This is a genomic window from Serratia sp. 22264, assembly GCF_052045345.1.
Taxonomy (GTDB): Bacteria; Pseudomonadota; Gammaproteobacteria; order Enterobacterales; family Enterobacteriaceae; genus Serratia; species Serratia plymuthica.
In genome coordinates this window covers 1,960,562-1,979,852 of record NZ_JBQEOY010000001.1, presented here as the reverse complement: position 1 = coordinate 1,979,852, position 19,291 = coordinate 1,960,562, and the positions used below count along the sequence as shown (strand labels likewise).

The 19,291-nt window shown below is 59.4% G+C and carries 20 protein-coding genes; 16 read left to right on the top strand and 4 right to left on the bottom strand.

Annotated features, from left to right (window positions below; translation table 11 throughout):
- Position 1 precedes the first annotated feature (1 nt).
- The gene (gene cheA / locus ACTJJ1_RS09260; RefSeq protein WP_440833257.1) at positions 2–1,972 is read left to right on the top strand and encodes a chemotaxis protein CheA; all 1,971 of its coding nucleotides are present in this window, start codon (positions 2–4) and stop codon (positions 1,970–1,972) included.
- Between the two features lie 245 nt (positions 1,973–2,217).
- A complete protein-coding gene (gene cheW / locus ACTJJ1_RS09255) occupies positions 2,218–2,718 on the top strand; it encodes a chemotaxis protein CheW (RefSeq protein ID WP_004946138.1) in 501 nt (166 codons plus the stop codon).
- Between the two features lie 91 nt (positions 2,719–2,809).
- Here cheW and ACTJJ1_RS09250 read toward each other — a convergent pair whose 3' ends face one another.
- Positions 2,810–3,013 carry a hypothetical protein gene (locus tag ACTJJ1_RS09250; protein ID WP_041417002.1) on the bottom strand — a complete coding sequence of 68 codons (204 nt, stop codon included), beginning with the start codon at positions 3,011–3,013 and terminating at the stop codon, positions 2,810–2,812.
- A gap of 276 nt (positions 3,014–3,289) precedes the next feature.
- On the opposite strand from ACTJJ1_RS09250, the gene tsr reads away from it, so the two are divergent.
- The 9 genes from tsr to ACTJJ1_RS09205 all read left to right on the top strand — a co-directional run bounded on the left by tsr (position 3,290) and on the right by ACTJJ1_RS09205 (position 13,533).
- Positions 3,290–4,957, top strand: a complete 1,668-nt coding sequence (gene tsr, locus ACTJJ1_RS09245) for a methyl-accepting chemotaxis protein (protein ID WP_440833255.1) — start codon at positions 3,290–3,292, stop codon at positions 4,955–4,957.
- A gap of 84 nt (positions 4,958–5,041) precedes the next feature.
- Entirely contained in the window at positions 5,042–6,667 is a 1,626-nt protein-coding gene (locus tag ACTJJ1_RS09240; protein ID WP_006326144.1) for a methyl-accepting chemotaxis protein, read from the top strand.
- Between the two features lie 28 nt (positions 6,668–6,695).
- Complete coding sequence (gene cheR / locus ACTJJ1_RS09235; RefSeq protein WP_004946129.1) at positions 6,696–7,568, top strand: protein-glutamate O-methyltransferase CheR; 873 nt, start codon at positions 6,696–6,698, stop codon at positions 7,566–7,568.
- Entirely contained in the window at positions 7,568–8,617 is a 1,050-nt protein-coding gene (locus ACTJJ1_RS09230; RefSeq protein WP_004946126.1) for a protein-glutamate methylesterase/protein-glutamine glutaminase, read from the top strand. The genes cheR and ACTJJ1_RS09230 overlap by 1 nt, the downstream gene beginning before the upstream one ends.
- A 68-nt stretch (positions 8,618–8,685) precedes the next feature.
- Positions 8,686–9,075 carry a chemotaxis response regulator CheY gene (cheY, locus tag ACTJJ1_RS09225; RefSeq protein WP_006326141.1) on the top strand — a complete coding sequence of 130 codons (390 nt, stop codon included), beginning with the start codon at positions 8,686–8,688 and terminating at the stop codon, positions 9,073–9,075.
- 10 nt (positions 9,076–9,085) lie between these two features.
- Complete coding sequence (gene cheZ, locus ACTJJ1_RS09220) at positions 9,086–9,730, top strand: protein phosphatase CheZ (RefSeq protein WP_004946120.1); 645 nt, start codon at positions 9,086–9,088, stop codon at positions 9,728–9,730.
- 176 nt (positions 9,731–9,906) lie between these two features.
- Positions 9,907–11,058 carry a flagellar biosynthesis protein FlhB gene (gene flhB, locus ACTJJ1_RS09215; RefSeq protein WP_006326139.1) on the top strand — a complete coding sequence of 384 codons (1,152 nt, stop codon included), beginning with the start codon at positions 9,907–9,909 and terminating at the stop codon, positions 11,056–11,058.
- On the top strand, positions 11,051–13,129 hold the full coding sequence (gene flhA, locus ACTJJ1_RS09210) for a flagellar biosynthesis protein FlhA (protein WP_004946114.1): 2,079 nt from the start codon (positions 11,051–11,053) through the stop codon (positions 13,127–13,129). Before flhB ends, flhA begins: the two co-directional genes overlap by 8 nt.
- The gene (locus ACTJJ1_RS09205; RefSeq protein ID WP_004946111.1) at positions 13,129–13,533 is read left to right on the top strand and encodes a flagellar protein FlhE; all 405 of its coding nucleotides are present in this window, start codon (positions 13,129–13,131) and stop codon (positions 13,531–13,533) included. The genes flhA and ACTJJ1_RS09205 overlap by 1 nt, the downstream gene beginning before the upstream one ends.
- A gap of 256 nt (positions 13,534–13,789) precedes the next feature.
- On the opposite strand, the gene ACTJJ1_RS09200 is transcribed toward ACTJJ1_RS09205, so the two are convergent.
- From ACTJJ1_RS09200 to flgA, 3 genes are all read right to left on the bottom strand, one after another.
- Positions 13,790–14,224: a flagella synthesis protein FlgN gene (locus ACTJJ1_RS09200; protein ID WP_062871191.1), complete on the bottom strand. Its 435-nt coding sequence runs from the start codon at positions 14,222–14,224 to the stop codon at positions 13,790–13,792.
- Positions 14,225–14,307: 83 nt separating this feature from the next.
- Positions 14,308–14,634 (bottom strand): flagellar biosynthesis anti-sigma factor FlgM, encoded by a 327-nt coding sequence (flgM, locus tag ACTJJ1_RS09195; RefSeq protein ID WP_004946102.1) that lies wholly within the window; start codon positions 14,632–14,634, stop codon positions 14,308–14,310.
- 256 nt (positions 14,635–14,890) lie between these two features.
- Positions 14,891–15,544 carry a flagellar basal body P-ring formation chaperone FlgA gene (flgA, locus tag ACTJJ1_RS09190; protein WP_004946099.1) on the bottom strand — a complete coding sequence of 218 codons (654 nt, stop codon included), beginning with the start codon at positions 15,542–15,544 and terminating at the stop codon, positions 14,891–14,893.
- A 159-nt stretch (positions 15,545–15,703) separates the two neighbouring features.
- On the opposite strand from flgA, the gene flgB reads away from it, so the two are divergent.
- From flgB to ACTJJ1_RS09165, 5 genes are all read left to right on the top strand, one after another.
- Positions 15,704–16,117, top strand: a complete 414-nt coding sequence (flgB, locus tag ACTJJ1_RS09185; protein ID WP_004946096.1) for a flagellar basal body rod protein FlgB — start codon at positions 15,704–15,706, stop codon at positions 16,115–16,117.
- A 5-nt stretch (positions 16,118–16,122) separates the two neighbouring features.
- Positions 16,123–16,527 (top strand): flagellar basal body rod protein FlgC, encoded by a 405-nt coding sequence (gene flgC, locus ACTJJ1_RS09180; protein ID WP_004946094.1) that lies wholly within the window; start codon positions 16,123–16,125, stop codon positions 16,525–16,527.
- A 12-nt stretch (positions 16,528–16,539) separates the two neighbouring features.
- Positions 16,540–17,217: a flagellar hook assembly protein FlgD gene (flgD, locus tag ACTJJ1_RS09175; RefSeq protein ID WP_004946091.1), complete on the top strand. Its 678-nt coding sequence runs from the start codon at positions 16,540–16,542 to the stop codon at positions 17,215–17,217.
- Positions 17,218–17,278: 61 nt separating this feature from the next.
- A complete protein-coding gene (gene flgE, locus ACTJJ1_RS09170; RefSeq protein ID WP_004946087.1) occupies positions 17,279–18,511 on the top strand; it encodes a flagellar hook protein FlgE in 1,233 nt (410 codons plus the stop codon).
- Positions 18,512–18,523: 12 nt separating this feature from the next.
- On the top strand, positions 18,524–19,279 hold the full coding sequence (locus ACTJJ1_RS09165; protein WP_004946084.1) for a flagellar basal body rod protein FlgF: 756 nt from the start codon (positions 18,524–18,526) through the stop codon (positions 19,277–19,279).
- The last annotated feature ends 12 nt before the right edge of the window (positions 19,280–19,291 follow it).

Sequence of the window (19,291 nt, the reverse complement as noted above, 5' to 3'; positions counted from 1 at the left end):
CGTGAGCATGGATATTAGCGCTTTTTATCAGACCTTTTTTGATGAAGCAGATGAGTTGCTGGCCGATATGGAGCAACACCTGCTGGAGCTGGATCCGCTGGCCCCGGACATTGAACCGCTGAACGCCATTTTCCGCGCAGCGCACTCGATCAAGGGCGGTGCGGCGACCTTCGGCTTCTCGGTGCTGCAGGAAACGACCCATTTGCTGGAGAACCTGCTGGACGGTGCGCGGCGTCAGGAGATGAGCCTGAGCACTGAAATTATCAACCTGTTTCTGGAAACCAAAGACATTATGCAGGAGCAACTGGACGCCTATAAAACGTCGCAAAAGCCAGACGCCGACAGCTTTGAATACATCTGTCAGGCGTTGCGGCAGCTTGCGCTGGACGCACAGCAGCAGGATGCTCCCGCTGCGCTTGCGTTGACGGAAACTGCCGTCGCCGCACCTTCGGCGACAGAGGGCGGGATGCGGGTTTGCCTCAGTGGCCTGAAGCCGAATGAAATCCCGCTGATGCTGGAAGAGTTGGGCAACCTGGGTGAGGTGAAAAATCCGCAGCAGACCGAAAGCAGCCTGGAAGTGACGCTGCTGACCTCTGCCGGCGAAGATGACATCAGCGCAGTGCTGTGTTTCGTGCTGGAGCCGGAGCAAATCAGCTTTGCCAAGCCGCCGCAGGCCGAGTTGCCGCCGGTGCCGACACAGCCAGCCGTTAAGGCTACAGAGCCGAGGGTAGCCATACCGGCGCCTGCGGTTACCGAAGCGCCGAAACCGCGCGCCAAGGCCAGCGAGTCGACCAGCATCCGCGTGGCGGTGGAAAAAGTTGACCAGTTGATCAACCTGGTCGGGGAACTGGTGATCACCCAGTCGATGCTGGCGCAGCGTTCCGGCAGCCTGGACCCGGTCAACCACGGCGATCTGCTCAACAGCATGAGCCAACTGGAGCGTAACGCGCGCGATCTGCAAGAGTCGGTGATGTCGATCCGCATGATGCCGATGGAGTACGTGTTCAGCCGCTTCCCGCGTCTGGTGCGCGATCTGGCCGGCAAGCTGAACAAGCAGGTGGAGCTGCAGTTGCAGGGCAGTTCTACCGAGTTGGACAAGAGTCTGATCGAACGCATTATCGATCCCCTGACGCACTTGGTGCGCAACAGCCTGGATCACGGCATCGAAGACCCGGCCACGCGCGTTGCTGCCGGTAAATCGGCTGTGGGTAATCTGGTTCTGTCGGCGGAGCATCAGGGCGGCAATATCTGCATTGAGGTGACCGACGACGGCGCCGGGCTGAACCGGGCAAAAATTCTCGCCAAGGCGGCGTCGCAGGGGCTGCCGGTCAGCGACAGCATGAGCGATGAAGAGGTCGGCATGCTGATCTTTGCGCCGGGTTTTTCCACCGCAGAGCAGGTGACCGATGTGTCGGGCCGCGGCGTCGGCATGGACGTGGTGAAGCGAAATATTCAGGAAATGGGTGGGCATGTAGAAATCCACTCGCAGGCAGGCAAGGGCACGGCGATTCGCATTTTGCTGCCGTTGACGCTGGCGATCCTCGACGGTATGTCGGTCAAGGTAAACGACGAAGTGTTTATCTTGCCGCTCAATGCGGTGATGGAATCGTTGCAACCGCAGGCCGAAGACCTGCACCCGTTGGCCGGTGGCGAGCGGGTGTTGCAGGTGCGCGGCGAATATTTGCCGCTGGTGGAACTGTTCCGGGTGTTCGAGGTGGCAGGCGCCAAAACCGATGCCACTCAGGGCATTGTGGTGATCCTGCAAAGCGCCGGCCGCCGCTATGCGCTGCTGGTGGATCAGTTGATCGGCCAGCATCAGGTGGTGGTGAAGAATCTGGAAAGCAACTATCGCAAAGTGCCGGGGATTTCCGCCGCGACCATTCTGGGCGACGGCAGCGTGGCGCTGATTGTCGATGTGTCGGCGCTGCAAACGCTGAACCGCGAACAACGTCTGACGGACGCGGCTGCATAATAATAATGAGGTTGATGGCCGCGTTGTCTTTGAGTTCGAGATACCCGGGCCTAGCGCACCGAGGGGCTATTATGGGACACATCCCTGTGTCCCACCCTTCGGGCCGACTGGAAGTCGTTCCAATTTGCTCCCAGCAAATTGGTCGACGGCACAAGCCGTTACGACCCCTTCGGCACGCTCTCCCTAATAACGGACTTTGGCAGCCGTCTGATAATAACTAATCGATTGGTGTAGAGGTGAATGATATGGCAGGACTGGCAACCGTCAGCAAATTGGCTGGCGAAACGGTAGGGCAGGAGTTCCTGATTTTTACCTTGGGCAACGAGGAATATGGCATCGATATCCTCAAGGTGCAGGAGATCCGCGGATACGATCAGGTTACGCGCATCGCCAATACGCCGGCCTTTATCAAGGGTGTCACCAACCTGCGTGGCGTGATTGTGCCGATTATCGATCTGCGGGTGAAATTTGCCCAGCAGGACGTGTCCTACGATGAAAACACCGTGGTGATTGTGCTGAACTTTGGCCTGCGGGTGGTGGGTATTGTGGTTGACGGCGTATCCGACGTGCTGTCGCTGACCACCGAGCAGATCCGCCCGGCGCCGGAGTTCGCCGTGACGCTGGCGACCGAATACCTGACCGGCCTGGGGTCGCTGGGCGATCGCATGCTGATTCTGGTGGATATCGAAAAGCTGCTGAGCAGCGAAGAGATGTCGCTGGTCGACAGCGTGGCGAAAAGCGCCTGATTGGCGATGAGACGGGTTCATCATGCGGCAAGGGATCTCCGCCGCATGTTGCGCCCCAAAAACGGGTAGCGCCTGATGATGCATTGCCCGACTAATCGATATCCTTCAAGCGCAGCACGTATCTTTTCCAGACACGGCTGGTCACCAGCAGGTAACCGGCAGCGAACAGCGCCGCAACCGTGGCGCTGCGCAACAGGTTGACCTGCGTCGTTGAGCTCAACAGGCCGCTCAGCAGGTTGGCGGCCAAGAATCCTGCAAATACCCACGCCGCCCGTTTGATTCGTCGATTCTCCATCTCGTCCTCACAAATGCTTTCCGATGATGGCAGGATGTTACGCCTGGCGGGCGTACGCGCCAAGCCCTGTGGCGATACGGGGGCGGCGTACTGAACCCTGCATATGGCAAAACAATATGCCGCCATTGTCTGCACCGCAGGGACGCCGTACGGTGCGCCCAAACCCCCAACCAAAAATAGTTACCTCCTCGCATAAAGTTCTGCCCCGCAGCGCCGATAACTCTGTCAATCAACAGACTTCGGGCCTGTCCGCGCGGGCTTTCAACAAGGGAAAACATGTTTAATCGTATGAAGGTGGTCACCAGCCTGTTGCTGGTACTGGTGTTATTTGGCGCCTTGCAGCTGGTTTCGGGCGGGCTCTTTTTCTCCTCACTAAAGAATGACAAAGAAAACTTCACCGTTTTGCAGACCATTCGCCAGCAGCAGTCCGATTTGAACGAAAGCTGGGTTAACCTGCTGCAGGCTCGCAATACGCTGAACCGCGCCGGGATCCGTTACATGATGGATGCCAATAAGATTGGCAGCGGCGCCAGCGTTACGGACCTGCTGGCTGGGGCCAAAAAAAACCTGCTGGTGGCGGAACAACATTATGCCGCCTATGACAAAATTCCTCTAAGTCCTCGTCAGGACGCGCAGTCTGCCGAAAAGCTCAAACAGCAATACGGTATTTTGCACGGTGCGTTGTCCGAGTTGGTTCAACTGCTGGGCGAAGGCAAGATCAACGCCTTCTTCGACCAACCGACGCAAAGCTATCAGAACGGCTTTGAAGACATCTACAACACCTACCTGGCACAAAACGACAAGCTCTACCAAAGCGCGGTGGAAGACAGCAACAGCTCCTTCAGCTTCGCCATCTGGACACTGGTCGTGGTGTTGGTCGTGGTGCTGGCGGTGATCGTATTGGTGTGGAGCGGTATCCACCACATTCTGGTGCGTCCGCTCAACCGCATGATCGATCATATCAAAATGATCGCCGCCGGCGATCTGACCCAACAGATTGCCGTGACCAGCCGCAATGAAATGGGCGTGCTGGCCGCCAGCCTCAAACACATGCAGAGCGAACTGATCGAGACCGTCAGCGGCGTGCGTCAGGGGGCCGACGCCATCTACAGCGGCGCATCCGAAATTGCCGCCGGCAATAACGATCTTTCTTCCCGTACCGAACAGCAGGCCGCCTCGCTGGAGGAAACCGCCGCCAGCATGGAGCAGTTGACCGCCACGGTGAAACAGAACGCCGAAAACGCCCGTCAGGCCAGCCAACTGGCGCTGAGCGCCTCAGAAACCGCGCAGAAGGGCGGCAAAGTGGTGGCCAACGTGGTGCAGACCATGCACGACATTGCCGGCAGTTCGCAGAAAATTGCCGACATTACCGGCGTGATCGACGGCATTGCTTTCCAGACCAACATCCTGGCGCTGAATGCGGCGGTAGAAGCGGCACGCGCCGGCGAACAGGGCCGTGGCTTTGCGGTGGTGGCGGGGGAAGTGCGTAACCTGGCCCAGCGCAGCGCGCAGGCAGCGAAAGAGATCAAGGGCCTGATCGAAGATTCCGTCAGCCGTGTCGATATGGGCTCGGTGCTGGTGGAAAGCGCCGGCGAGACCATGGGCGACATCGTAAACGCGGTTACCCGCGTCACTGACATCATGGGTGAAATCGCCTCGGCCTCCGACGAACAGAGCCGCGGTATCGATCAGGTCGGCCAGGCGGTGGCGGAAATGGACCGCGTCACCCAGCAAAACGCCTCGCTGGTAGAAGAGTCCGCCTCTGCGGCGGCGGCTCTGGAAGAGCAAGCCAGCATGCTGACGCAGTCGGTGGCGGTGTTCCGCCTGAAAGCGGAAGGCCAGGACGAATTCAAAATGCCTGCCGGCAAAGCCACCGTTCTCCCGGTACTCAATCATAAAAAAACGAACGCCAGCGATCTGCAGGATAACTGGGAAACGTTCTGACCGACATTGGGCCTCCTCGCAGTTCTGTGGGAGGCTTATTCCCCGTCGTAAGCTGGCCGTCGGCCGGCTGCAAGGAGGTTCACAGTGTTTAACCGAATCCGCGTCTCTACCAGTCTGTTTCTGTTGTTGATGACTTTTTGTGTTATGCAGTTGGCCACCAGCGGCTTGTCGTACACCGCTTTCCGTTCCGATCACCACAACCTGAACCTGATCACGCTCGGCAGCCAGCAGCGCGATGCCCTAAGCCTGAGCTGGGTATCGCTGCTACAGGCCCGCAATACGCTGAACCGCGCCGGCACCCGTTCGGCGCTTAAGCTGCCGCAAGAGCAGGTGAATGCGCTGATGGGCAATGCGCGCAGCTCACTGCAGAAAGCCGATCTCTATTTCAACCAGTTCCTGGCGGTACCGCGTCACAGCGAACAGGAACAGCAACTGACCGAAACCACCCAAGCCAGCTATAACCGACTGCGCAGCGCGCTGCGTGAGCTGATTGGCTTCCTGGAGAACAACAACCTGCAGGCGTTTATGGACCAGCCGACGCAGAAAACCCAGGACCTGTTCGAGGCCGATTTTGTCCAGTATCTGCAACTGGTGAACGCCAATGTCGATGCGGCCAATGCTGCCAATCAGCAATCTTTCACCTTGTCCGGCTGGCTGGTGGGCGGTGCGGTGCTGATGCTTATCCTGGTGACCGGCAGCGCCCTGTGGTGGTTGCGCAATATGCTGGTGCAACCGCTGAATATCATGCGCAGCCATTTTGACCGCATCGCCGCCGGCGATCTGGCGACGCCGATCCAGGTTTATGGCCGCAATGAAATCAGCCAGCTGTTCGCCAGTCTGCAGCGCATGCAGCGTTCGCTGATTGGCACCGTCGGCGCAGTGCGCGATGGCGCAGAATCCATCCTGATTGGCCTGCAGGAAATCTCCGAGGGCAACAACGATCTCTCTTCGCGCACCGAGCAACAGGCCGCCTCGTTGGAGGAGACCGCCGCCAGCATGGAACAGTTGACCGCCACGGTGAAGCAGAATGCCGACAACGCGCGCCAGGCCTCGCAACTGGCGCGTGATGCCTCCGCCACGGCAGCCAAGGGCGGCGAAATGGCCGGCGACGTGGTGACCACCATGCAGGATATCGCCAACAGTTCGCAGAAAATTGGCGCCATTACCAGCGTGATCGATGGCATTGCCTTCCAGACCAACATTCTGGCGCTGAACGCGGCGGTAGAGGCGGCGCGTGCCGGTGAGCAGGGGCGCGGTTTTGCGGTGGTGGCCGGAGAAGTGCGCAATTTAGCCAGCCGTAGCGCGCAGGCGGCGAAAGAAATCAAAGGGTTGATCGACGAATCGGTCAGCCGCGTGAAACAGGGTTCGGTGCTGGTGGAAAACTCCGGCGCGACCATGCAGGACATCGTGCGCTCGGTCACCCGGGTTACCGACATCATGGGCGAAATCGCTTCGGCGTCCGATGAACAGAGCCGCGGCATCGAGCAGGTCACGCAGGCGGTGACCCAAATGGATCAGGTAACCCAGCAGAACGCCGCGCTGGTGGAGGAAGCCGCCTCGGCGGCCTCCGCGCTGGAAGAGCAGGCGATAACCCTGGCCGACGCGGTGTCGGTATTCCGTCTGGCAGACGATAACTTCGCCGCGCCGGGCAACAATCAAGACGCAGTTTCACCCGTGGTAAAGGAAGCCTCAGATTGTCAAACCGCATAAGCAGCACGTTTTTTATGAGTGATAGGGTATGAAACAGGCGCCGTCGACCCCTAACCGGGATCCTGGGTCCTTACTGACACAGATGGTGCAGCGCCTGCCGCTGTTGGACGTGCATTTTCGGCGTATCAGCCAACTGATTTACCAGCGCGCCGGCATTGTGCTGGCGGAACACAAGCGCGAGATGGTTTACAACCGCCTGGTACGCCGGCTGCGGTTGCTGGGGTTGAACGATTTCGGCGATTACCTGGCGCTGCTGGAAAGCGATCCGAACAGCGCCGAATGGCAGGCGTTTATCAATGCGCTGACCACCAACCTGACGGCATTTTTCCGCGAGGCGCACCACTTCCCGATCCTGGCGGAGCATGCGCGCCAGCGGCCCAACGGCTATTGCGTGTGGAGTACGGCGGCATCGACCGGGGAAGAGCCGTATTCGATCGCCATCACCCTGAACGAAGCGCTGGGGCAACGCGCCAGCGGCTGTCAGGTATGGGCCAGCGATATCGATACCCAGGTGCTGGAAAAGGCCGAAGCGGGCGTTTACCGCCACGAGGATCTGCGCACTCTGACGCCGGCGCAGATGCAGCGCTATTTTCTGCGCGGCACAGGTCCGCATCAGGGGCTGGTGCGGGTGCGGCCGGAGTTGGCGGCGCGGGTGAATTTCCAGTCGCTCAACCTGCTGGCGCCGGAATGGGCGCTGCCGGGGCAGTTTGACGCCATTTTTTGCCGCAACGTGATGATCTATTTCGATAAGGCGACGCAGGAGCGCATCCTGCGCCGCTTCGTGCCCTTGCTTAAACCGGGGGGCCTGATGTTTGCCGGCCACTCCGAGAATTTCAGCCAGATCAGCCGGGATTTCTACTTGCGTGGGCAGACCGTGTATGGCCTGACCAAGGAGAGGTAATGAGTAAAATCAGAGTATTGAGCGTAGACGATTCGGCCCTGATGCGGCAGTTGATGACCGAAATTGTGAACAGCCATCCCGATATGGAGATGGTAGCGACCGCGCCGGATCCGCTGGTGGCGCGCGACATGATCAAAAAGTTTAATCCGCAGGTGCTGACGCTGGACGTCGAAATGCCGCGCATGGACGGCCTGGATTTCCTGGAAAAGCTGATGCGTTTGCGGCCGATGCCGGTGGTGATGGTGTCGTCATTGACCGGCAAAGGATCGGAAATCACCCTGCGCGCGCTGGAGCTGGGGGCGGTGGATTTCGTCACCAAACCGCAGCTTGGCATCCGCGAAGGCATGCTGGCTTACAGCGAACTGATTGCCGAGAAAATCCGTACGGCGGCCAAGGCGCGGTTACCGCAGCGCTCCAACAGCCCGGCGCCGGCGATCCTTAGCCATGCGCCGTTGCTGAGCAGCGAGAAGTTGATTGCCATCGGCGCCTCCACCGGCGGCACCGAAGCGATCCGTCAGGTGCTGCAACCGTTGCCGGCCACCAGCCCGGCGCTGTTGATCACCCAGCATATGCCGCCGGGTTTCACCCGATCGTTTGCCGAACGGCTGAACAAGCTATGCCAGATCACGGTGAAAGAGGCAGAGGACGGTGAGCGGGTGTTGCCGGGCCATGCTTATATCGCGCCGGGCGATCGCCATCTGGAATTGTCGCGCAGCGGCGCCAACTATCAGGTGAAGTTGAATGACGGCCCGCCGGTTAACCGTCACCGGCCTTCGGTGGACGTGCTGTTCCGTTCTGTCGCGCAGTTCGCCGGGCGCAATGCGGTTGGCGTGATCCTGACCGGCATGGGCAACGACGGCGCAGCGGGCATGCTGGAAATGCACCGCGCCGGCGCCTATACCCTGGCGCAGAACGAGGCAAGCTGCGTGGTATTCGGCATGCCGCGCGAGGCTATCGCCACCGGCGGGGTGAACGAAGTGGTGGATCTGGATCGCATGAGCCAACGCATGCTGGCGCAAATTGCCGGTGGGCAGGCGCTGCGTATTTGATTTTATATTTCCGCCTTACGGCGGTGGTGGTTTTGCACAATTGAACGGTTAACACCTTGGGAGTGAACATGGCAGATAAAAATCTCAGATTTCTGGTGGTGGACGATTTCTCCACTATGCGTCGCATCGTCAGAAATTTGCTGAAAGAGTTGGGCTTTAACAATGTTGAAGAGGCTGAGGACGGCGCGGATGCGCTGAACAAGCTGCGCGCCGGCGGTTTCGATTTTGTGGTATCAGACTGGAACATGCCGAATATGGACGGCCTCGAACTGTTGCAAACCATTCGCGCCGACGGCGCGCTGGCGGCGATGCCGGTACTGATGGTGACGGCGGAAGCCAAGAAAGAAAACATTATCGCGGCGGCGCAGGCCGGTGCCAGCGGTTACGTGGTGAAACCTTTTACGGCGGCGACGCTGGAAGAAAAGCTCAATAAGATCTTTGAAAAACTGGGCATGTAAGGAGAGGGCGATGAGAGACATTCCAATGCCTGCCAGCGATGCGGCGACTGCGGGAGAGATAATTTCCCGCATTGGTCAACTGACGCGCATGTTGCGCGACAGCATGCGTGAACTGGGGCTAGATCAGGCAATCGCCCAGGCGGCAGAGGCAATCCCGGATGCGCGCGATCGGCTTGATTACGTGGTCACCATGACGGCGCAGGCGGCGGAACGGGCGTTGAACTGCGTGGAAGCGGCGCAGCCGCGCCAGGCGGAGCTGGAGTCAGAGGCCAAAGCGCTGAAAGGGCGCTGGGACGACTGGTTTGCCGACCCGATCGAACTGGCCGACGCGCGCGCGCTGGTCACCGATACCCGCCAGTATCTGGAACAGGTGCCGGAACATACGTCGTTCACCAACGCTCAGTTGCTGGAAATCATGATGGCGCAGGATTTCCAGGACCTGACAGGGCAGGTGATCAAACGCATGATGGACGTGGTGCAGGAGATCGAAAAGCAGCTGCTGATGGTGTTGATGGAAAATATTCCAGAGCAGCCGGCGAAGGAGAAAAAACCGAACGACAGCTTGCTCAACGGTCCGCAGCTCGATCAAAACGGCGCCGGCGTTATCGCCAATCAGGCGCAGGTGGATGACCTGCTCGACAGCCTCGGTTTCTGACGTTTTCTGGGGCGCACATTATTGCGCCCCAGATGCCGCATGTGGGCGTAATGCCTGCGCTTCCTCCTCATCCCCCAAATAACCCGCCTTTTCCCCCGTTGTTCCATCAATGAAGTCAGCGTTTTTTTGGCATGCTGGCCGCAATTTTATTCCCCCCTGGCACAGGATGCGCGCCCGTGGCTGAAGACAGCGATCTGGAAAAAAGTGAAGCCCCCACGGCCCACCGGGTGGAAAAGGCGCGCGAGGATGGCCAGATCCCGCGTTCGCGCGAGCTGACGTCGGTGTTGATGCTGGTCGCGGGGCTGTCGATCATCTGGGTTGCCGGTGGCGGCATGGCGCAGCAACTGGCTGCGATGCTGACCCAGGGGCTGAATTTCGATCATACGATGGTCAGCAACGACAAACAGATGCTGCGCCAACTGGGCATGCTGTTGCGGCAGGCGGTGTGGGCGCTGCTGCCAATCATGGCGGGTCTGGTATTGGTGGCTATCACCGCGCCGATGCTGCTGGGCGGCCTGTTGTTAAGCGGCAAATCGCTCAAGTTCGATGTAAAACGGATGAACCCGCTGTCGGGGCTGAAACGCATGTTTTCCAGTCAGGTGCTGGCAGAGCTGCTGAAGGGCCTTTTGAAGGCGACGCTGGTGGGATGGATCACCGGTTTGTACCTGTGGCACCACTGGGCGGAGATGCTGCATCTGGTGACGCAACAGCCGCTCGATGCGCTCGGCAATGCGCTGCGCATGATCATTTTCTGCGGTCTGCTGGTGGTGCTCGGGTTGACGCCGATGGTGGCGTTTGACGTGTTCTACCAGCTGTGGAGCCATTTTAAAAAGCTGAAAATGACCAAGCAGGACATTCGCGACGAGTTCAAGGATCAGGAGGGCGATCCGCACGTTAAAGGCCGTATCCGTCAGCAGCAGCGCGCTATCGCCCGACGCCGCATGATGGCCGACGTGCCGAAGGCCGACGTGATAGTCACCAACCCGACCCATTACGCCGTGGCGTTGCAGTACAACGATCAAAAAATGAGTGCGCCGAAAGTGCTGGCCAAAGGCGCCGGCGAAATTGCGCTGCGCATCCGTGAACTGGGCACGGAACACCGCATTCCGATGCTGGAGGCGCCGCCGCTGGCGCGAGCGCTGTATCGGCACAGTGAGATTGGACAACACATCCCGGCCACCCTGTATGCCGCCGTGGCCGAAGTTCTGGCCTGGGTTTACCAACTGCGACGTTGGCGGCGCGAGGGCGGTCTGATCCCGAAGAAACCTGAACGTTTACCGGTGCCGGAAGCACTGGATTTTGCTGGAGAGAGTAACTCTAATGGCTAATTTGGCCGCCTTGCTTCGTTTGCCGGGCAGTTTTAAAGATACGCAGTGGCAGGTACTGGCCGGCCCGATCCTGATCCTGATGATCCTGTCGATGATGGTGCTGCCGTTACCGGCATTTATCCTCGATCTGTTGTTCACCTTCAATATTGCCTTGTCGATCATGGTATTGCTGGTAGCGATGTTTACCCAGCGCACGCTGGAATTCGCTGCATTCCCCACCATATTGCTGTTCTCGACCCTGCTGCGCCTGTCGCTCAACGTGGCATCGACGCGCATCATCTTGATGGAAGGGCATACCGGTTCCGCCGCCGCCGGCCGCGTGGTGGAGGCCTTTGGCCACTTCCTGGTGGGGGGCAATTTCGCCATCGGCATCGTGGTGTTTATCATTTTGGTGCTGATCAACTTTATGGTCATCACCAAGGGCGCCGGGCGTATCGCCGAAGTGGGGGCGCGCTTCGTACTGGACGGCATGCCCGGCAAGCAGATGGCGATCGACGCCGATCTCAACGCCGGTCTGGTCGGTGAGGAAGAGGCGAAAAAACGCCGTTCCGAGGTAACGCAGGAAGCCGATTTCTACGGCTCGATGGACGGCGCCAGCAAGTTCGTGCGCGGCGATGCGGTCGCCGGGCTGATGATCATGATATTGAACGTGGTCGGCGGTCTGCTTGTCGGTGTGATCCAGCACGGTATGGAGCTGGGTACGGCGGCGGAAACCTACACCCTGCTGACTATCGGTGACGGCCTGGTGGCGCAGATCCCGGCGCTGGTCATTTCGACTGCCGCCGGTGTCATCGTGACTCGCGTGGCGACCGATCAGGACGTGGGCGAACAGATGGTCGGCCAACTGTTCAACAACCCGCGCGTGATGTTGCTCAGTGCCGCAGTGCTTGGCCTGCTGGGCCTGGTGCCGGGGATGCCGAACCTGGTGTTCCTGCTGTTCACTGCGGCCTTGTTGGGGTTGGCCTGGTGGCTGCGGGGGCGCGATCAACAAGCGCCGAAGGTACAGGAGATACCGCTGGCACAGGATAATCCACAGGCGGTAGAAGCCAGTTGGTCGGACGTACAACTGGAAGATCCGTTGGGCATGGAGGTGGGCTACCGGCTGATCCCGATGGTGGATTTCCAGCAAAACGGCGAACTGCTCGGACGAATCCGCAGCATCCGTAAAAAATTCGCCCAAGAGATGGGCTACCTGCCGCCGGTGGTGCATATCCGCGATAACCTCGAGTTGCCGCCCGCCAGCTACCGGATCCTGATGAAGGGCGTAGAAATCGGCAGCGGCGAAGCGCAACCGGGGCGTTGGCTGGCGATTAACCCGGGCAATGCGGTGGGTGAACTGGCGGGAGATAAAACCGTCGATCCGGCCTTTGGGCTGGAAGCGGTATGGATTGACAGTGCGTTGCGCGAACAGGCGCAGATCCAGGGTTTTACCGTGGTGGAGGCCAGCACCGTGGTGGCGACCCATCTCAATCATTTGATTGGCCAGTTCGCCAGCGAACTGTTTGGCCGGCAGGAAACCCAGCAGTTGCTGGATCGCGTAGCGCAGGATATACCGAAATTGACCGAAGATTTCGTGCCTGGCGTGGTGTCCCTGACCACGCTGCATAAGGTATTGCAGAACCTGCTGGCGGAAAGGGTCTCGATCCGCGATATGCGCACCATTATTGAAACGCTGGCGGAACATGCGCCGTCGCAAACCGACCCTTATGAGTTGACCACCGTGGTGCGGGTTGCGCTGGGGCGGGCGATCACCCAGCAATGGTTCCCGGGCAACGGCGAAATTCAGGTCATTGGTCTGGACACCCAGCTCGAGCGCTTGTTGTTACAGGCGTTGCAGGGCGGTGGCGGATTGGAGCCGGGGCTGGCGGACCGCCTGCTGGAGCAGGCCAAACAGGCGTTACAGCGGCAAGAAATGCTCAGCGCGCCACCGGTGCTGCTGGTAAACCACGCGCTGCGGGCGTTGTTGGCGCGCTTCCTGCGCCGCAGCCTGCCGCAGATGGTGGTGCTGTCTAATCTGGAAATCAACGACGATCGCCAAATCCGCATGACGTCGACCATTGGAGCCGCATAATGAAACACTGTTTGCCGTTGCTCTGCCTGCTGGCGCCGCTTGGCGCGCAGGCGGTGTCGGGATCCTGGGTGGCCGACAGCGTCGGTGCTACGCTGGAATATGGCGGCGTTCGCGGCGAATCGCCTGGTCTGCGCACGCCTTACGCATTGCCGGATCCGAATGCACGCATCACCAGCGTCAGTTGGCGTTATCGGCTGTTGGCCGCCGAACCTGCCGGCTTGCAGGTACAGCTCTGTACGCTGACCCGTTGCATTGCGTTGGGCGGCGGCAGTGGCAGCAGCAACGGATTGAACGGGGAACCGGCTAATGCCGAATTGCGCTTTGTCTATTACGTGCAGGCGCGCGGCGGATTGAATCCGCCGCTGCGGGTGATTGGCAATCAGGTGATTGTGAATTACCAATAACGGTTTAACCGAGGATCGCCAGCCCATTGCGATCGACCAGCGAAAGCAGTTTCATCGCGGCGGAATCAGGCCGCGCTTCGCCACGCTTCCCTGCTTCCACGATTTCATAATCGACATTTAAATAGGCGAAAAAGTCTGATTCACCGGAATGCGAAGGACTTCGCGTGAAGATTTTAGATGTTTAGCAGGATGAACCGAAGTTGAGAGGAAGATGGCAAAACGAAGGGGGCCTGTCCGCCCCCTTCGTCAAAAGACCCTAAACGCCGATTTTTCGCCCCAGCAGACTGCCGCTGCGCGACTGGCCATCCGGGCCATAAAGCGATTTGTTGTTTTTGCCGAGGATCGCCAGCGCCTGGGCGTTATGATCAATCTGCTGATTGAGCAACAGGCCGTTATGCTGATTTTTCTCGCGCAACTTTTGGCTGAGCAACTGTACTTGCTGCCAGGCGTCGGCCAGACGCGGGTGAGCGGCATAGGGCGCCTGTTGCCTTTGCGCGCGCTCCAGCTCCAGCCGTTGCTGTTCCAGGTAGTTCACCGTAGCCAACAGCTGGCTCTTGACGTCGGTAACGCGCTGCAACGCTACGCCCGGCAGTTGGCCGGAGCAGAGCAAATGATGTTCTTCCGTCAGCACCGTATCGAGTGCATTCAGGGTTTCCAGCAAATTATCAAGCAGCTGTGGCAGATTTTCCATTGCGATTCATCACCTTTCAGAGTGTCCCTTAATCTTTCACGCCGCAGCCCTGCGGGCAATGCAGGCCAGGTTGCATCACCCGATTATGCCTTCGGCGGCCGACTGCCGTTTGACATCCATTGGACATCGCTCTGCGCGTCTTGCAGCAGCGCATCGGCAATTTTGCCGGCATCCATTTTCAATTCGCCGCGGCGGATCGCCTGCTTGATAGCGTCCACCCGGTTCATATCAATATCCTGAGTGCCCGGTTGCATCAGGCGCGCCTGTGCGTCGCTCAATTTTACCTGGGTGCCGCTGACGGTGCTTTCCGTCTGAACAGCCTTGCGCGGCTGAAGCTGATTGTCTGCCGGTGTTTCACGCGGCTGCACCGTTGTCACGGGCTGCAGCCGCTGGGTGCGATCGATACTCATGGTCAATCTCCATCAATGCCGCGGCCCGACGGGCAATGGCTGATATTTTTTGCGGCCCTGGCGGCCAGGTAATTACTGCTTCAGACAGCTGACAAAGCCCATTATCAGGGAGAGCGTGCTGAAGGGGTCGTAGCGGCTTGCCGCCAGAGTGCCCCTCAGTGCGCCAGGCCCGGGTATTTCGGACTCAAAGACAACTTTGTCATCAACCTCTGCTTATATTGTTCTTATCGGCAGGTTTTTATAAACCTTTACCTTTTTATAAAGCGATGCGAATCGTACCGTCATCATCGGCAATACCGCTGACGATTTGCCCGGAGGCCATGCGTACGCGGACGCTGTCCTCGGCGGCGGCGTTGTTCATGGCTTTGCCTGCGCCGCTGATGTTAAACCCGGTGCCTTGCGCCGTTACCTGCACCGGCTGACCGGCCTTGATCACCCAGGCGCGGCGCAGCATGGCGAAGGTCAGCGGTTGGCCGGGGCTGATATTTCGCAGGCTGACCGCACCGATCGCCTTGTCCGCATTGGTCAGGGTGCGTGGTGCCAGGGTATCGAGCCGACCACTTTTCAGCTTCACGTCTGCGGCCGTCAACCGGCTGCCGGCGCTGATGTTACGTGCCGACACCAGGTAGTTGCCGATCACCTGCACCTGCGTTTGTATAAAACGCCGTTCCTGGCCGCAACGCGCCGAAATACTGATATTGCCCCAGAGGCGGGCGTTCGGCGCAAGCGACAACTGCGGAAACTCACACTGCGGCCACTGTGCCGCCGGCGTGCGCACCAGCACCTTAACCTGTACCGGGTTGCCGCTGAACTGGCCGCTGATGAAGCGATCGATCTGTGCCGCCAGATCGTCGGCCTGTGCGTTCAGACTGCACAGCAGGGCGGCGAACAACAGTATTTTACCTTTCATCTTCGCTTCCTCAAGCGCCATCGGGTGCGGGTAAGTTTACCCGGACTGCGCGCAGGCTAAGCAGACAAATAGCGACGCATTTTGCCCTTATTCCCACGATAGGCTGGCGGAAGGGGCGTTTATGCTGTCGGCTCCAAATTTTAACCTCGCGGAGGGAGCATGATCGACAAACTGGACGCTGCTCTGCGCTTTGGTCAAGAGGCGCTGAATCTGCGCGCCCAGCGGCAAGAGATTTTGGCCGCTAACATCGCCAACGCAGACACACCGGGCTATCAGGCGCGGGATATCGATTTCGCCGGCCAGTTGAACAAGGTGCTGGCACAGGGCCGCGTCAGCGGCAGCGGCATCGCGCTGAATATGACGTCTGCACGCCATATCCCGGCGCAAAACATGCAGCCGCCGCAGCTCGATTTACTGTTTCGCGTGCCGGATCAGCCGGCGATGGACGGCAATACGGTGGACATGGATCGCGAACGCACCAACTTCGCCGATAACAGCCTGAAGTATCAGACCGACCTGACGCTGATCAACGGTCAGATCAAAGGGATGATGTCAGTGTTACAACAAGGATAAGGCGCATGTCGCTACTGAATATTTTCGATATCTCCGGTTCGGCGCTCTCCGCCCAGTCGCAACGCATGAACGTCAGCGCCAGCAACATGGCCAACGCCGACAGCGTCACCGGCCCGGACGGCGAACCCTACCGCGCCAAACAGGTCGTGTTTGAGGTGGCCGCAGCCGCCGGGCAACCCACCGGTGGGGTGCGCGTATCTCAGGTGGTCGACGACCCGGCGCCGGAACGTCTGGTGTATCAACCGGGTAATCCGCTGGCGGACGGCAAAGGGTATGTGCGCATGCCGAACGTGGATGTGGTGAGCGAGATGGTCAATACCATTTCCGCCTCGCGCAGCTACCAGGCCAACGTCGAGGTGCTCAACACCACCAAGTCGATGATGATGAAAACCCTGACGCTGGGTCAGTAACCGGAGCTATGCATGGCCATTGCCGCAACCACCAATGAATCGCTGGATAACACCGTCACCGGCGTCAACGCCAAAAGCAACACCGGCCAGGATCTGCAGAACAACTTCCTGACGCTGTTGGTGGCGCAGTTGAAAAACCAGGATCCGACCAACCCGATGCAGAACAATGAGCTGACCACGCAGCTGGCGCAGATCAACACCGTTCAGGGCATCGAAAAACTCAATACCACGCTGGGGTCGATCTCCGGCCAGATCAACAGCAATCAGTCATTGCAGGCAACCGCGCTGATCGGTCACGGCGTGATGGTGCCCGGCAGCAACATTCTGGTCGGCAGCAAAGACGGCAAGGTCAGCACCACGCCGTTTGGCCTCGAACTGGAGCGCGCCGCCGACACGGTAACCGCCACCATCACCGACGCCACCGGCAAAGCGGTGCGCACCATTGATATCGGCGGCCTGACCGCCGGCGTGCACTCATTTACCTGGGACGGTTCACTGACTGACGGCACCACCGCCCCCGACGGTGCCTACACCGTGGCGATCAACGCCAAGGGCAATGGCGAACAGCTGGTGGCGCGCAGCCTGCATTTTGGCATGGTCAATGGCGTTATCCGCGGTTCAGACGGCACGAAGCTGGATCTGGGCCTGGCGGGCAGCGCGACGCTGGAAGACGTTCGGCAGATTTTATAACTCTATCACTTGTTTCTCAGGCGTTATCGGACGATAGCCTGCACATTATTCGGAGAATGACATGGCCTTTTCTCAGGCAGTAAGCGGCTTGAACGCAGCAGCAACCAACCTGGACGTGATCGGTAACAATATCGCGAACTCCGCCACTTCCGGTTTCAAATCAGGCACCGTTTCCTTTGCCGATATGTTCGCCGGCTCGCAGGTCGGCTTGGGCGTCAAGGTGGCGGGGATCACTCAGAACTTCAAGGGCGGCACCACGACCGGCACCAGCCGCGCGCTGGACGTCGCCATTTCCGACAACGGTTTCTTCCGCCTGCAGGACAAGGACGGCGGTATTTTCTACAGCCGCAACGGCCAGTTCAAGCTGGATGAAAACCGCAACCTGACCAATATGCAGGGCCTGCAATTGACCGGTTTCCCGGCAGCAGGTTCACCGCCGACCATTCAGCAGGGCGCCAACCCGGTGCCGTTGAGCATTCCGGAAGGGATGATGACCGCCAAGTCCACCACCTCGGGCACCATGGTCGCCAACCTGAAATCGACCCATAAGGTGCCGGATAACAAGACGTTCGATCCCGCCAAGCAGGATTCCTACAACTACGTCAACTCGATTACCGCCTATGACTCGCTGGGCAATGTGCACAATATCAATGCCTACTTTGTGAAGACCTCCGACAACAACTGGCAGGTGTATACCCAGGAAGGCAACATCCCCGGCTCCCCGGTGACGGATGCCGGTACGATGGCGTTCGATACCAGCGGCAACCTGGTCAGCACCACCAGCAAGCAGGGCACCACCGGCGAATTCAGCATGCTGATCCCGATGTCCGCCACCAACGGCGCCCCGGCGCAGAACTTCAGCCTGAGCTTTGCCAAGAGCATGCAGCAGAGCGTCAGCAGCGACTCGGTCAGCAAGGTGTCGCAGGACGGGTATACCGCCGGTGAGTACACCAACTTCCAGATCAATAATGACGGTAGCGTCGTGGGGATCTATTCCAACCAGCAAACCCAATTGCTGGGCCAAATCGTATTGACCAACTTCTCCAACCCGGAAGGCTTGTCCTCACAGGGCGATAACGTGTGGCAGGAAACCGGCGCGTCTGGCCAACCGCGTGTAGGGCTGGCGGGCAGCGGCGGTTTCGGCAAGCTGACCAGCGGTGCGCTGGAAGCCTCCAACGTCGATCTGAGCCAGGAACTGGTGAACATGATCGTCGCACAGCGTAACTACCAGTCGAACGCCCAGACCATCAAAACGCAGGACTCCATCCTGCAAACGCTGGTCAGCCTGCGCTAATAGGATTGATTTATGGATCACGCGATTTATACCGCGATGGGCGCAGCGCGACAGACGCTGGAACAGCAGTCCGTTACCGCCAACAACCTGGCCAACGCATCGACGCCGGGCTTTCGTGCTCAACTTTCGGCGCTGCGTGCCGTGCCGGTGGACGGGCCCAGCCTGCCGACGCGTACGTTGGTCACCGCGTCGACGCCGGGTGCCGACATGAGCCAGGGGGCGCTGAACTACACCGCGCGCCCGTTGGACGTTGCGTTGCAGCAGGACGGTTTTCTGGCGGTAAGCCTGCCGGACGGCGGCGAAGCCTACACCCGCAACGGTAACATCCAGATCTCGTCCGCCGGGCAGTTGACGGTGCAGGGTAGGCCGCTGATGGGCGATGGCGGGCCGATTGAAGTGCCGCCGTCGGCAGAGATCACCATCGCGGCCGACGGCACCATCTCGGCGCTGAACGCCGGCGATCCGCCGAACACCATCGCCCAGATAGGGCGGTTGAAGCTGGTGAAGGCCAATGCGCGTGAAGTGATGCGCGGCGACGACGGGCTGTTTCGCCTGACGCCGGAAACCCAGCAGCAACGCGGCAATCAGTTGCAGAACGATCCGCTGGTGCGGGTGATGCCGGGTGTGCTGGAGGGCAGCAACGTCAAGCCGATGGAAACCATGGTCGACATGATCGCCAACGCCCGTCGCTTTGAAATGCAGATGAAGGTCATCCACAGCGTGGATGAAAATGAACAGCGCGCCAACTCGTTGTTATCACTGAGTTAAGCAGCAAGGAAA